The 13,814-nt window shown below is 62.7% G+C and carries 12 protein-coding genes and 1 other RNA gene; 9 read left to right on the forward strand and 4 right to left on the reverse strand.

Annotated features, from left to right (window positions below; genetic code table 11):
• Positions 1-5 precede the first annotated feature (5 nt).
• Together yajC and HWE04_RS23255 are read right to left on the reverse strand one after the other, a co-directional pair.
• Positions 6-284, reverse strand: coding sequence for a preprotein translocase subunit YajC (gene yajC / locus HWE04_RS23250; protein ID WP_008326581.1), 279 nt, complete (start codon positions 282-284; stop codon positions 6-8).
• A 285-nt stretch (positions 285-569) separates the two neighbouring features.
• The gene (locus HWE04_RS23255) at positions 570-875 is read right to left on the reverse strand and encodes a hypothetical protein (RefSeq protein ID WP_241813821.1); all 306 of its coding nucleotides are present in this window, start codon (positions 873-875) and stop codon (positions 570-572) included.
• Between the two features lie 381 nt (positions 876-1,256).
• Between HWE04_RS23255 and HWE04_RS23260 the strand changes: the two genes are divergently transcribed.
• The 4 genes from HWE04_RS23260 to HWE04_RS23275 are packed head-to-tail and all read left to right on the forward strand — an operon-like array spanning position 1,257 to position 6,925.
• Positions 1,257-3,431: an ATP-binding protein gene (locus HWE04_RS23260; RefSeq protein ID WP_241813822.1), complete on the forward strand. Its 2,175-nt coding sequence runs from the start codon at positions 1,257-1,259 to the stop codon at positions 3,429-3,431.
• Positions 3,428-4,465 (forward strand): HD domain-containing phosphohydrolase, encoded by a 1,038-nt coding sequence (locus HWE04_RS23265; RefSeq protein WP_241813823.1) that lies wholly within the window; start codon positions 3,428-3,430, stop codon positions 4,463-4,465. Before HWE04_RS23260 ends, HWE04_RS23265 begins: the two co-directional genes overlap by 4 nt.
• Complete coding sequence (locus tag HWE04_RS23270; protein ID WP_039876234.1) at positions 4,462-5,430, forward strand: HDOD domain-containing protein; 969 nt, start codon at positions 4,462-4,464, stop codon at positions 5,428-5,430. Before HWE04_RS23265 ends, HWE04_RS23270 begins: the two co-directional genes overlap by 4 nt.
• Positions 5,417-6,925: a PAS domain-containing sensor histidine kinase gene (locus HWE04_RS23275; RefSeq protein ID WP_241813824.1), complete on the forward strand. Its 1,509-nt coding sequence runs from the start codon at positions 5,417-5,419 to the stop codon at positions 6,923-6,925. Before HWE04_RS23270 ends, HWE04_RS23275 begins: the two co-directional genes overlap by 14 nt.
• A gap of 107 nt (positions 6,926-7,032) precedes the next feature.
• On the opposite strand, the gene tgt is transcribed toward HWE04_RS23275, so the two are convergent.
• On the reverse strand, positions 7,033-8,163 hold the full coding sequence (gene tgt / locus HWE04_RS23280; RefSeq protein ID WP_006464750.1) for a tRNA guanosine(34) transglycosylase Tgt: 1,131 nt from the start codon (positions 8,161-8,163) through the stop codon (positions 7,033-7,035).
• A 25-nt stretch (positions 8,164-8,188) separates the two neighbouring features.
• A complete protein-coding gene (queA, locus tag HWE04_RS23285; protein ID WP_077237659.1) occupies positions 8,189-9,205 on the reverse strand; it encodes a tRNA preQ1(34) S-adenosylmethionine ribosyltransferase-isomerase QueA in 1,017 nt (338 codons plus the stop codon).
• A gap of 250 nt (positions 9,206-9,455) precedes the next feature.
• Here queA and recG point away from each other — a divergent pair, with 250 nt between their 5' ends.
• The 5 genes from recG to ssrS all read left to right on the forward strand — a co-directional run bounded on the left by recG (position 9,456) and on the right by ssrS (position 13,699).
• Positions 9,456-11,564 (forward strand): ATP-dependent DNA helicase RecG, encoded by a 2,109-nt coding sequence (recG, locus tag HWE04_RS23290; protein WP_241813825.1) that lies wholly within the window; start codon positions 9,456-9,458, stop codon positions 11,562-11,564.
• A gap of 281 nt (positions 11,565-11,845) precedes the next feature.
• A complete protein-coding gene (locus tag HWE04_RS23295; protein WP_006464746.1) occupies positions 11,846-12,532 on the forward strand; it encodes a tRNA-uridine aminocarboxypropyltransferase in 687 nt (228 codons plus the stop codon).
• A gap of 239 nt (positions 12,533-12,771) precedes the next feature.
• The gene (locus HWE04_RS23300) at positions 12,772-13,017 is read left to right on the forward strand and encodes a DUF904 domain-containing protein (RefSeq protein ID WP_077237657.1); all 246 of its coding nucleotides are present in this window, start codon (positions 12,772-12,774) and stop codon (positions 13,015-13,017) included.
• Positions 13,014-13,331 (forward strand): cell division protein ZapA, encoded by a 318-nt coding sequence (locus HWE04_RS23305; RefSeq protein ID WP_006464744.1) that lies wholly within the window; start codon positions 13,014-13,016, stop codon positions 13,329-13,331. Before HWE04_RS23300 ends, HWE04_RS23305 begins: the two co-directional genes overlap by 4 nt.
• A 191-nt stretch (positions 13,332-13,522) precedes the next feature.
• Positions 13,523-13,699: non-coding RNA, 6S RNA (gene ssrS, locus HWE04_RS23310), on the forward strand.
• Positions 13,700-13,814 lie beyond the last annotated feature (115 nt).

Here is a 13,814-nt window from a genome sequence, read left to right on the forward strand (position 1 = left end):
GGCCATTACAGGCCCTTGATGGTGCCCTTGGGCAGCAGGGTGGTGACAGCGCCCTTTTGCACGACGACTTCGGTGCCTTCAGCCACTTCGATGGTGATGTAGCCATCGGCCACCTTGGTGATGCGACCCAGCAGGCCACCGGAGGTGACGACTTCGTCGCCCTTGCCCAGTGCGTCCATCATGGCTTTCTGTTCTTTCTGACGCTTCATCTGCGGGCGGATCATCAGGAAGTACAACACCACGAACATCAGGATGATCGGCAGGAAGCTGGCCAGGTTGCCCATCGCGCCACCAGGGGCTGCTGCGGCCGTTTGCGCGTATGCGTCGGAAATAAACACGTAAGGCTCCAAAGGTTGATTAAAAAATAGCCCTGCATTCTAGCACTGCACCAGCGCTATGACGCCAAATCGGGACGTCTTGCCGCAGATCAAGGGAGAAATGGCTATTTTCACGGCCGCCGCCCTGGAGGAGCGCGCGGCAGGAGCCGCCGTGGCAGGCGGGGTCAGGACCGGTCGGGGATCAGGTGAGAAATCAGGGCGGGGAATGAGGTCGGGGAAAGAGATCGGCAATCAGTACACCACCAGCACCGAGCGTTCGCGCTGGTCCACCAGCAACAGTGCCCGCCCATCCGGGCTGCCGGCCATCACCCCGCCGCAGGTATTGGAGACGGCAGCGCTGCCGTTGACGATCTGCACCACCACGTTGCAGCGCGTGGGCACCACGGCCGAAACGGCCAGCCGCGCCGTGGTGGCGGCCTGCAACTGCTGGCGCGACCAGCCGCACAGCACCAGTGCCAGGATCAGCAGCGTGGCGCTCCAGCGCAGCAGATGCGGACGGGACAGTACCTTCGAGGGGGGATTGTTCAGATTGTTCATAGCGCAGGCTCCTTGTCATCAGTTGGGCCACTGCATTCTTCGACTACGAATCCATTTTAGTTAAATTTATCGATTAAATCAATTAAATTAATTTGACAGGATAAATTAACACAGTTGATTTTTTCATCATCGATACTGACTCCATCGGTCGATGATAGGCTTCAACAAAGACTTTTTGACTTATCTACAACAAACCCATCGGGTTTTTCCTGCCTTTTCCTGACGCCATTTCGTGGCTAGAATGCGAACGAATAAAGCAATTTTCACAATTTATAAAACCAATTCGTTATAATTGATTTCAATGTCCCAGGCCTTGGGGAGGTGATCCCGCGCCGCCCTGCCAGCCATCATCGGAGTTCAAAGAAGCATGGAGATCATTTCGTGAGACCAGAGGCAGCCCATCCATCAGCGCGGCGCGACGGGCGTGCGCTGTTGCTGCTATCGGAAGCCTGCTTTGCGGCGCTGGCGGTGTTCGCGCTGTGGCAGACCGATCTGCCGGCCTGGCTCACGCTGGGCCTGCTGGCGCTGTGGGGAGTGCGGGCGTTGATCCTGTTGCGCTTCATGCGCGAGAACCAGCGTGCCGCACGCAGCCTGGTACTGGCCAAGGAGGCGGCCGATCACGCCATGCTGACCCGGGGTGCCTTCCTCTCGACCATGAGCCATGAAATCCGCACGCCCATGAATGCCGTGCTGGGCATGGCCGGCCTACTGCGCACCACGCGCCTGGACAGCCAGCAGACCGAATTCGCCAAGGCCATCGAGGATTCGGCCAATGCCCTGCTGGGCATCGTCAATGACGTGCTCGATTTTTCCAAGATCGATGTGGGCAAGATGGACATCGCCGTGGTCGAGTTCGATCTGCTGGAAGTGGTGGAAGCCAGCGCCGAGGCGCTCTCCTTCAAGGCCCGCGAAAAGCAGGTGCGCCTGCTGGCGCATGTGGATCCGCGTCTGCCACCCAGGCTGCTGGGCGACCCCGGTCGCATCCGCCAGATCCTGCTGAACCTGCTGGGCAATGCGCTCAAGTTCACCCACCGCGGCGAGGTGCTCTTGCGAGTGCAGGCGCTGCATGTGGCGGGTGATCATTGCCGGCTGCGCTTCGAGGTGCGCGACAGCGGCATTGGCATGGATGAGGAAACCATGCGGCGCCTGTTCTCGCCGTTTTCGCAGGCCGACAGTTCGGTCACGCGGCAATACGGTGGCACCGGCCTGGGCCTGTCGATCTGCAAGCGGCTGGTCGAACTGATGGGCGGCCATATCGGCGTCGACAGCAGCCCCGGTGCCGGCTCCTGTTTCTGGTTCGAACTGGGGATTCCGGTGGCGCCATCGGCGGCGTTGCCGCCCAGAAGCTCTGCAGCCAAAAAGCGACAGGTGGCGCTCATCGAAACCCACGACGCCAGTGCCGCCATGCTGCATGAAACCCTGCGCGCGGCCGGCGTGGAGACAGTGCGCTACGGCAGTGCCAATGACGCCCTGGCCGCGCTGACCGGCCCCCTGGCCACGACCACGGGCATCGATGCCGTCATCGTCAGTTCGGAGGTACGCGATATGCCGGCCCCGGCGGTACTGGCGCAGCTGCAGTCGGCCCGCCCCGGCATGACGTGCGTCTTGCTTGACCACGGCGTACACGGCCTTAATATAGACGGATCACCAACACCCACCCCAGCCACCGTGCTGCAGTTGCCGTTGCGCAAGCAGCAGCTGTTGCGCGCGGTGATGGGGGAGATGAATGGAACGGGCAAGGGGGAGCAGCAGGTCGATGCAGCGCCAGCGGTCCTGGCGCGCTCGCCAGGGCTGCAGGGGCCGCAGGAGGCGCATAGCCTGCTGCTGGTGGAAGACAACGTAATGAACCAGAAGGTGGCGGTGTACCAGCTCAATGCCATGGGCTACGCAGTCGATATCGCCTCCAATGGTGCGGAGGCACTGGAAAAGCTGGCGCAGCGCGACTATGCGCTGATCCTGATGGATTGCCAGATGCCGGTCCTGGATGGCTACGAAACCACGCGCCGCATCCGGCGCATGCAGGGCGAGCTGATGCATACCCCCATCGTCGCGATGACTGCCAATGCCATGGCCGGTGATCGCGAACAATGCCTGGAGGCGGGTATGGACGATTATCTGACCAAGCCCTTGCTGCGCTCGCAACTGGCGGCGATGCTGACTCATTACCTGCCGCCCGCAGCGCCGCAGCAAGCGGCCGAGCAGGCCTTGCCGATCATCGACGAAGCCCGCCTGGAGGAACTCTTTGGCGAGGACACCGGGCTGGCCAGCGACATGCTGGACATGTTCATCGAACATACCGGGCCCGTGATGGAGGACCTGGCACGCCAGGTCCAGGCCAGCGAACCCCTGCTGGGCGAAATCCAGGCCCTGGGCCATCGCCTGGCCGGCAGTTGCCTGAACCTGGGGATACAGGCACTGGGTCAGCTGGGACGTCAGATGGAAATCGCTGCCCGCCAGGGGGAACTGGCGCAGGTACGCACGCTGGCCGGGGAATGTGCCACCGCATTCGCCGCGCTGCGTGATCACATACAACAGAGGGGCCGGGGGAGCACATGAAAATACTGATCGTCGACGACGACAAGACCAATCTTTCACTTTTCACGCACATGCTGGCGCAGTTGCCGGACACCAGCATCAGCACCTGCCCTGATGCCTATGAGGCGCTGGACTGGTGTGGCACCCACGAGCCCGACCTGATCCTGCTGGACTACATGATGCCGGGCATGGACGGCCTGGGTTTCCTGTCGCGCTTTCGCGCCATGCCAGGCCAGGAAATGACGCCGGTCATCATGATCACCGCCGACATGGGGCTACAGGTACGCCACCAGGCGCTCCAGATGACGGCCAACGATTTCCTCTCCAAGCCGGTGAACCGGGTGGAGCTGCTGGCGCGGGTCAAGAACATGCTGGCCATGCGCAAGTCGCAGCTGGCCATGAGCCAGAAGATCGAACACCTGGCCGAGGAAGTGGAACAGAAGTCGCACCAGAGCAATACCCTGGCGCTGAACTCCATGGACCTGCTGGTGCGCGCGGCCGGCTATCGCGACCCCGAGACCGGCGAGCATCTGCTGCGCATGTCCAACTACACCCGCATCATCGCCGCTCACCTGGGCCTGCCTCAGGAAGAACAGGACCTGCTGTTCAATGCCGCGCCGATGCACGACATCGGCAAGATGGGCATCCCCGACCATATCCTGCTCAAACCCGGGCGGCTGGATGAGGAAGAACTCAAGGTCATGCGCCTGCACGCCCAGATCGGCGCCGACATCCTGCGCGACAGCCCTTCCCCGCTGCTGCAGACGGCTTCGCAGATCGCCCGCACCCACCACGAGAAGTGGGACGGCAGCGGCTATCCGAACGGCCTCAAGGGCGAAGACATCCCGCTCTATGGCCGCATCGTGGCCGTGGCCGATGTGTTCGATGCGCTGACCTCGACGCGCCCCTACAAAAAAGGCTGGAGCCTGGAAGACGCCTCGCGCTATCTGCGCGACAATGCCGGCAGTCACTTCGACCCGCGCTGCGTGGAGGCCTTCTTCGCCGGCTGGGACGACGTGCTCGACATCCACAACCGCTACCAGGAAAGCAAATGATGCTGACCTTCATTGAACCGACCCTGTTCGAGAAGCTCAGGAGCGCCCAGGCCCTGCCCTCGCCGGGCGGGGTGCGCCTGACCATCATGCGCCTGTGCGCGCAGGACGACCCCGACATGGCCGAACTGATCCATCTGGTGCAGGCCGACCCGGCCCTGTCCGGACGCATCATCCGCATCGTCAACGTGCTCAATGCGCACCGGGTGCGACCGATCGCCTCGGTCAGCATGGACAGCATGCTGCTGGTGGGCCTGCAGGCGGTGCGCCAGCTGGCCCTGGCGCTGTCGCTGGCCGAGACCACGGCGCCGGCCTCCTGCACCAACTTCAAACTGCCGGCATTCTGGGCCCACAGCTTTGCCATGGCCTGCAGCGCCCAGGCCATCAGCGGCCATACCCGGGTGGCGCCACTGGGCGAGATGTTTACCACGGGGCTCCTGGCCAACATCGGCAAGCTGACCCTGGCCTCGGCCCATCCGACCGGCTATTCCTCGCTGCTCACGCGGGTGCTGGAGCCTTCGGCCCAGCTGGCCATGGAGCAGTCGCTGTTCGGCTTCAACCACCTCAACATCGCCGCGGCGCTGATGCAGGACTGGAAGATTCCTGAACTCTTCTGCGACGCGGTCCTGCATTACGAGTCGCCCAGCCTGCCGGACGCCCTGCCCGCGCCACGTCCGCTGGAAATCATCTGGACCCTGTACCTGTCCTCGGCCATGGCCGAGCTGGGCTGCGGTGCGCCGCAACTGGCCGAGGCGGCGCTACAGAAGGTCGCCACGGCGCTACCACAACTGCAGCTGGCACCGCACGACTTCCCCGAGCTGTACCAGCAGGCCGGCGAAGACTGGCAGGACTGGACGCAGACCATGCACATCGCCGGCAAGTCGCTCTGGCAGGGCCTGCCGGCCCAGGTCCACGACCGGCTCCTGCGCCTGCAACAAACCGGCAGCGACGACGATGCTGCAACTTGAACAACTGCTGCTCAGTGAAGCGCCGGACGCCTATGTCCTGATGGACATGCAAGGCCAGGTGATCTACTGGAACCGCTGCGCTGAACAGATCTTCGGTTATGCCGCCCAGGAAGTGCTGGGCCAGCATCTCTCGGATTTCATCGTGCCGCCCGAACGGCGCATGGAGGAAGACCGCGTCTTCGCCGATACCATCAGCCTGGGGCGTGCCGAGTGCCAATCCATCCGGCGTCGCAAGGATGGCTCCCTGCTGCACCTGTCAGTGTCCAACAAGCTGCTGCGCGACGAGCAGGGCCATCCGCAATACGTCCTGTCCTGCAAGCGCGATATCAGCCAGGCCACCGTGCTGCGCGACATCAGCCTGATCGCCGCCAGCGTACACGGCCTCTATGATTCGCTGCCGGACGGCATCATCGTGGTCAACGCGCTGGACCGCATCGTGCTGGCCAACCGCCGGGCCGGCGAATTGTTCGACTGGGAGGTAGCCGAACTGACCGGCTGCGCCATCGATGTCCTCATTCCGCAGCGCTTTCTGGCCATGCACGCGCAGAACCTGGTGACCTACCTGAACCATGCCGCCGCCCCGGCCCACAACCCCACACCCGACCTGTGTGGGTTGAAGCGCAACGGCAGCGAGTTCCCGGTTGACGTCAGCCTCAGTCCGCTGGTGGTGGAAGGCGAGACCTTCCTGCTGATCGCGGTGCGCGACATCAGCGACCGCAAGCGCATCGAAGAAGACCTGGCCGAAAAGAACCGCGCCCTGCAGGAAGCCATGGAGTCACGCAACCGCTTCCTGGCCAATACCTCGCATGAACTGCGCACCCCGCTCAATGCCATCCTGGGCTTCACCGACATCCTGCTCACCCGCATGGGTGGCCCGTTGACGGTAGAACAGGAACAGCAGTTGCAGACGGTACACGACAGCGCCGAGCACCTGCTGGGCCTGATCACCAGCCTGCTGGATGTGTCGCGCATGGAGACCGAGGACGCCGACCTGATTCCCGAGGCCCTGCTCTGTTCGCAGCTGATCGATGAAACCGTGAGCATGCTGCGGCCGGCCGCCGAGAAGAAGGGCTTGCTGCTGGAGGTGGAAGCCGGAGCGGGAGCAGAAGCGGGGACAAGGGAAACCGTGATCCACACCAACCGTCGGGCGCTGGGGCAGATCCTGCTGAACCTGGTGGGCAATGCCATCAAGTTCAGCGAGCACGGGCAGGTGCGGGTGCGATGGCGCCAGCAGCCGCATGGTGACAGCACCACCACCTTCATCGAGGTGCAGGATAGCGGCTGCGGCATCAGCGAGCAGGATCAGCAGAAGCTGTTTCGCGCCTTTACCCAGCTCGACGCCTCGGCCTCACGCAAGCATGAGGGCATGGGCCAGGGCCTGTACCTGAGCCAGAAGCTGGCGCACCTGATGGGCGGTGCCATCAGCGTGCAGAGCCAGGTAGGCCAGGGTAGTTGCTTTACGCTGTGCCTGGAGCAGAAAACGGCCGGAAACTGAGATCCGGCGGGGATGGCATGGTCGACGACCGGCACGGGATATGAACAATTCTTCCCAAACCTTGCACGATTGCGCCAGGCCTGTTCACCGGCCCGCGCCGGCTTGGCTCAGTCCACGCCGCGGGCGCGGTCTTCCTTGAATTTCTTGACGAAGTCCTGGAAGGTGCCGGCGTCGATGGCGTCGCGCATCTCCTGCATCAGCTGCAGGTAGTAATGCAGGTTGTGCACGGTATTCATGCGTGCCCCGAGGATTTCGCCGGCGCGGTGCAGGTGGTGCAGGTAGGCGCGCGAGAAGTTCTTGCAGGCGTAGCAGTCGCAGGTCTCGTCGAAGGGACGGTCGTCGTTCTTGTACTTGGCGTTCTTGATCTTGACGTCGCCGTAGCGGGTGAAGATCCAGCCATTGCGCGCATTGCGGGTGGGCATGACGCAGTCGAACATGTCCACGCCATTGGCCACCCCTTCGACCAGATCCTCGGGCGTGCCCACGCCCATCAGGTAGTGCGGCTTGTCGGCTGGCAGGCGCGGGCCGACGTGTTCCAGCACGCGCATCATGTCTTCCTTGGGCTCACCCACCGACAGGCCGCCAATGGCGAAGCCGTCGAAACCGAGCTCCTCCAGCCCGGCCAGCGACTCGTCGCGCAAACCCTCGAACATGCCGCCCTGGACGATGCCGAAGAGCGCATTGGGATTCTCGCCGCGGTCGAATTCATCCTTGGAACGCTTGGCCCAGCGCAGCGACATGCGCATGGACTTGCCGGCCTCTTCGCGCGTGGCCGGGCGACCATCGATCTCGTAGGGCGTGCATTCGTCGAACTGCATGACGATGTCCGAATTGAGCACGCGCTGGATCTGCATCGAGATCTCCGGCGAGAGGAACAGGCGGTCGCCGTTGATGGGCGAGGCGAAGTGCACGCCCTCTTCGGTGATCTTGCGCATCTCTCCCAGCGAAAACACCTGGAAGCCGCCGGAGTCGGTCAGGATGGGCTTGTCCCAGCCGATGAACTTGTGCAGCCCGCCGAACTTGCTGACCACTTCCAGTCCCGGGCGCAGCCACAGGTGGAAGGTATTGCCGAGGATGATCTGGGCGTTGATTTCCTTCAGTTCCAGCGGCGACATGGCCTTGACCGAACCATAGGTACCGACCGGCATGAAGATGGGGGTCTCGACAGTGCCGTGGTTCAGTTTGACGCGGCCACGACGGGCGCGGCCGTCGGTCTTCAGGAGGGTGAATTCCAGCATGGGGTTCTCTGTTTCTCTCGATGTTTCAGGTACGGGTCAGCAACATGGCGTCGCCATAGCTGAAGAAGCGGTATTGCTGCGCGATCGCATGGGCGTAGGCGGCGCGGATGTGCGCATAGCCGGCGAAGGCCGAGACCAGCATCAGCAGGGTCGACTTGGGCAGGTGGAAATTGGTCACCAGCAGGTCGACGGTCTTGAAGGTGTAGCCGGGCGTGATGAAGAGCTGGGTGTCGTCGCTGCCGGCCTGGAGCTGGCCGCTCTGCGAACCGGACTCCAGCGCCCGCATGCTCGTGGTGCCCACGGCGACGACGCGCCCGCCGGCGGCCTGGGTGGCACGCACGGCCTCCACCGTCTCCGGCGAGATGGTGTACCACTCGCTGTGCATCTTGTGCTGCGACAGGTCTTCCACCCGCACCGGCTGGAAGGTGCCGGCGCCCACGTGCAGGGTCACGAAGGCCTGCTTGACGCCGCGCGCGGCCAGTTGTTCCAGCAGCGCCTGGTCGAAGTGCAGGCCGGCGGTGGGCGCGGCGACCGCGCCGGGCTCCTTGGCGTAGACGGTCTGATAGCGGGTTTCGTCGTAGGCGTCGGCTTCGTGATCGATGTAGGGCGGCAAGGGCAGGCTGCCGTATTGCTCCAGCAGTTCGAAGGCGTCCGCCGGGAAGTGCAGCGTATAGAACTCGCCGAAACGTTCACCCACCGTGACATCGAAGGCATCGGCCAGGCGGATGCGGCTGCCCGGCGGCGGCGACTTGGAGGCGCGCACCTGGGCGTGCACGGTACGCGCATCGAGGATGCGTTCGACCAGGGCCTCGATCTTGCCGCCGGTTTCCTTCACGCCGAACAGGCGCGCCTTGATCACGCGGGTATCGTTGAAGACCAGCAGGTCGCCGGGCTGCAGCAGGTCGACGATGTCGGAAAAACGGCGGTCGGTCAGCTGCGCACCCTGCACCTGCAACAGGCGCGAGGCACTGCGCTCGGCCAGGGGGGTCTGGGCGATCAGCTCGGGGGGGAGATCGAAATCGAAGTCGGAAAGAGAGTACATGCTTGCAAAATAATGATGGAGGCGGCGTCGACAGCGACCAGTGCTCAAACGCGATCGAGAGAAAACGAAAGCGAGAATGCGGTCGGGTCCGGCAGCCTTCCCCGGCAAGAAGTGTTGCCGGCGGGATTGATACTGTAAATATTCACAGTAAAATAGCGTAACCCGCTATTTTACGCTGTCTGCGCGTTTTTCCCATCTTCCCGTGCGACTAGTGTACCTATGGCAATCCGACTATCCGACCGCTGACCGCATGCCCGCTACCGCGAAGAAAACCAGCTCGCCGGCTTCGAAGAAAAAAGCCGCGCCCGCCGCCAAGCCTGCCGCCAAGCCCGAAAACAAGCTGGCCAAGCTGGGCCTGCACAATGACATGGACCTGGTGCTGCACCTGCCGCTGCGCTACGAGGACGAGACCAGCCTCGTGAGCATCGGCGAGGCCTCCCTGCGCGGCCTGCAGACGGTGCAGGTGGAAGGCGTGGTGACGGCCTGCGAAGTGCAGTTCCGCCCGCGCCGGCAACTGATCGTGACGGTGGGCGACGACAGCGGCCAGTTGACGCTGCGTTTCATCAACTTCTACGGCAGCCAGACCAAGCAGCTGGCCGAAGGTACCCGGGTGCGGGTGCGCGGCGAGCTGCGACATGGTTTCTTCGGGGCCGAGATGGTCCATCCTTCATACAAGGTGGTCAACGAAGGGGCGCCGCTGCCGGACGTGCTTACGCCGGTCTACCCTGCCGGCGAAGGCCTGTCGCAGGCCTACCTGCGCAAGGCCATCGCCAATGCCATGAGCCGGCTGGACTGGAGCGATACGCTGCCGCCGTCGATGTTGCAGACCCTGGACCTGGCCGCCTTCGAGCCATCAGTGCGACTGCTGCACAACCCGCCGCCGGACGTGGATGAATACGCCCTGACGGAAAAGTCACATCCGGCCTGGATCCGCATGAAGTTCGATGAACTGCTGGCGCAGCAGCTCTCGCTCAAGCGCGCCCAGGCAGCGCGGCGCGCCAAGACCGCGCGGGCCTTGCCGGTGACCGGGCGCCTCACCGAGGAATTGACCAAGGTCCTGCCCTTCCAGCTGACCGGCGCGCAGCAACGCGTGCTGGAGGAAATCCGCGCCGACCTGCGCCAGTCCTTCCCCATGCAGCGACTGCTGCAGGGCGATGTGGGCAGCGGCAAGACGGTGGTGGCGGCACTGGCGGCAGCCCAGGCCATCGACAGTGGCTGCCAGGCCGTGCTGATGGCGCCCACCGAAATCCTGGCCGAGCAGCACTTCCGCAAGATCGCGGCCTGGCTGGAGCCGCTGGATGTGGGTGTGGCCTGGCTTTCCGGCAGCCAGAAGAAAAAGGAAAAGACCGAGGCCCTGGCCCATATCGAGTCCGGTGCGGCGCGCCTGGTCATCGGCACCCATGCGCTGATCCAGGACACGGTGCAGTTCGAGAACCTGGGGCTGGTGATCGTGGACGAGCAGCATCGCTTCGGCGTCGGCCAGCGGCTGGCGCTGCGCAACAAGAGCTTCAATCCGGAGGACCGTGACGCCGCCGCTGTGCCGCATCAGTTGATGATGTCGGCCACGCCCATTCCGCGCACGCTGGCCATGACCTATTACGCCGACCTGGAAGTGTCGGTGATCGATGAACTGCCGCCGGGACGCTCGCCCATCGTGACCCGCGTGATCGATCAGAACCGTCGGGACGAAGTGATCGAACGGGTACATGCGGCGGCGCTGGAAGGCAAGCAGATCTACTGGGTCTGTCCCTTGATCGAGGAATCGGAGGCACTGCAGCTGCAGACCGCCACCGATACCCATGCGGCCCTGTCGGCGGCCTTGCCGGACCTCACCATCGGACTGGTCCACGGGCGCATGAAGCCGGTGGAAAAACAGATCGTCATGGAGGGTTTCACGCGCGGCGCCATTCATCTGCTGGTGGCGACCACCGTCATCGAAGTGGGCGTGGATGTGCCCAATGCCTCGCTGATGGTGATCGAGCATGCGGAGCGTTTCGGCCTGTCGCAATTGCACCAGTTGCGCGGACGGGTCGGACGCGGATCGGCCGCCAGCGTGTGCCTGCTGCTGTACCAGGGCCCCTTGGGCGGCACCGCCAAGCAACGCCTGGCCACCATGCGTGAAACGACGGATGGCTTTGAGATCGCCCGGCGCGACCTGGATATCCGCGGCCCCGGCGAATTCCTGGGGGCACGGCAGTCGGGCGAAGCCATGCTGCGCTTTGCCGACCTCGGCACCGACCAGTGGCTGGTGGAAAAGGCCCGTGATACCGCCCAGGCCCTGCTGCAACATGCGCCCGACATCGTGGACCGACACCTGGCACGCTGGCTGGGCGGACGCGAGGACTACCTCAAGGTGTAAAGACAGAACAGGTCGAAATACAGGCTGCGCAGCCAAAACCCTTTATGGAACAGGGAAGAGCGTGGCCGGTAAACGGGAATCTGCAAAATGCCAATTCAATTTCCGTAAAAATCGAGAATATCTTCGCTTTATGTCGATTGACGCCTAACAACACTCAGTCCAATCTACGCCCCACAAACAACGGGTCCATCCAAACGTCTGGCAACCGGGCATCTGCCCCTTGCCAACGTCTGCACTGCTGTACGAGATGACCATTGCGCAACTAGAGAAGGCTGATAATTTTGGTTTCCAACCACGATCCACACACCTCCCGCAGACTGATTTGCCCGATCTGCCAGCGTGCCCTTTCGGCATGCATCTGCCATTGGACCTCTCCCATCGATCACGCCATCGATGTCCTGATTCTGCAACACCCGCTGGAAGTCAACAATGCCAAGAACAGCGTGCGGCTGCTGCATCTGAGCCTGCCGTACAGCAAGCTCGTCGTCGGTTCGGCGTTCGATCCCGACGAACTGCAGCAGATGCTGCATGCACCGTCGCGGGTGCGCAACGTGCCCGATAGCGAGCCGGTGCACCCGATCCTGCTTTACACCGATGACGCCGCCACGCCCGAGACCACCCATTTCGACGCCCGCACGATGACGGTCGACAAGCGCCAGACGCTGCAGCGCATCCGCCTGGTCATCATCGATGGCACCTGGCGCAAGAGTCGCAAGATGCTCTTCGAAAACCCCATCCTGCAAACCCTGCCGCGCATGGTGTTGATCGATACCCCCACCTCGCGTTACACCATCCGCAAGTCGCACAAGCCGGAGCAGCTTTCCACGCTGGAAGCCGCCGGCTATGCCCTGATGCAACTGGAGCGCAACAGCGAGAAATACCACCCGCTGCTGACCGCCTTCGACAACTTCGTGCTGCAACAGGGCTACATGCGCATGCACGGCCAGCCCGCCCGCCGCAGCGAGTGAGCGTTTTCTTCCAGGCATCACCCACGATTGTCGTCAATGCAATGCACGTAACTGCCGCCTATGGGGAACCATTCGCCAATGCCACGTACCAAGTTCTTCCGGCTGCTCCGTGCAGCCGTTCTTGTTCAGGGTGTGTCGCAAAGCGCTTATAATCATGCAGGTCGACGCAACGAAACTTGAACATTCCTGACACGTACTGGCGCCCGCCAGCGCAATCCCATCCTGCGAACAATCACCACATGAGTTCAGAATTCCTGCAACTGGCTGAAAAAGTCACTCAGCTCGCCAAGCTGGCACAAGGCCTGCGCGAAGAAAATGCCGAGCTGCGCCGGAAAGTCAAACTGCTCTCCGAAGAAAACACCACCCTCTCCGGCCGGGTGGATGATGCCTATCGGCGCGTGAGCACCGTCCTGGCGCAGCTGCCGGTGGCAGAGGTCGCCGAGGTTCCCGAAGCCGCGCTGTCGGCCGATGAGGAGACCGCATGAGCACCATCCAGATCCAGGCCATGATCATGGGCCAGTCCTACACCCTGGCATGCCAGGAAGGCGAACAGGCCGCGCTGCATCACGCCGTGGCCTATCTCGACCAGAAGATGCGCGCCATCCGCGATGCCGGTCGCATCAAGGGCACCGACCGCATCGCCGTGATGGCCGGATTGGGCATCGCTGCCGAGTTGCTGACCATGCAACGTGCCGAAGGCCCCTTCGCCGGTCTCACCATTGCCCAGTGGCAGCAACAGATCACCGCCATCACCGAGGTGGTGGACCAGGCATTGGCGCCACAGGAAAAACTGTTCTGAACTGTTCGGATATCCGGACCAATCTGCACAGCGCAAGAAAAATGGCTGCCTTCGGGCAGCCATTTTCATTTCATGCGTCGCTGGTAGTTCGTGACGGCGCGGCGAATCAGCCTGTCGAAACACTGGTTACAAAATCGCCCAGAAATTTTTCGTTCAGGTCTTGGAGAGCGGCGGTGAATGGGTTAGACTTCGTACTCCTGCCGTGTTCGCGATTGCCATATATTCCTTGAACCATTTACGAGCATAGGCTGTGGGATCGTTTGATGGGCGTGAGCGTCGCTAGACCGATGAACCCGAAATTGAACTACTGCAGCCAACTTGAACCGTCAGGTTCAGGATGCCGGCACAGCGGCACAGGCGGGACTTGATTCAAGGAAAACGGCTGCATCTGCAGCCGTTTTTTTATGGTTCATCGCAGATTTCCGGGGAACGCGGCTTTGATTTTGAGGAAGAAGTACTCCTCATCTCGATAGCCGTATGCCT

This window comes from Herbaspirillum sp. C7C2 (assembly GCF_022627865.1).
Classification (GTDB): domain Bacteria; phylum Pseudomonadota; class Gammaproteobacteria; order Burkholderiales; family Burkholderiaceae_D; genus Herbaspirillum; species Herbaspirillum frisingense.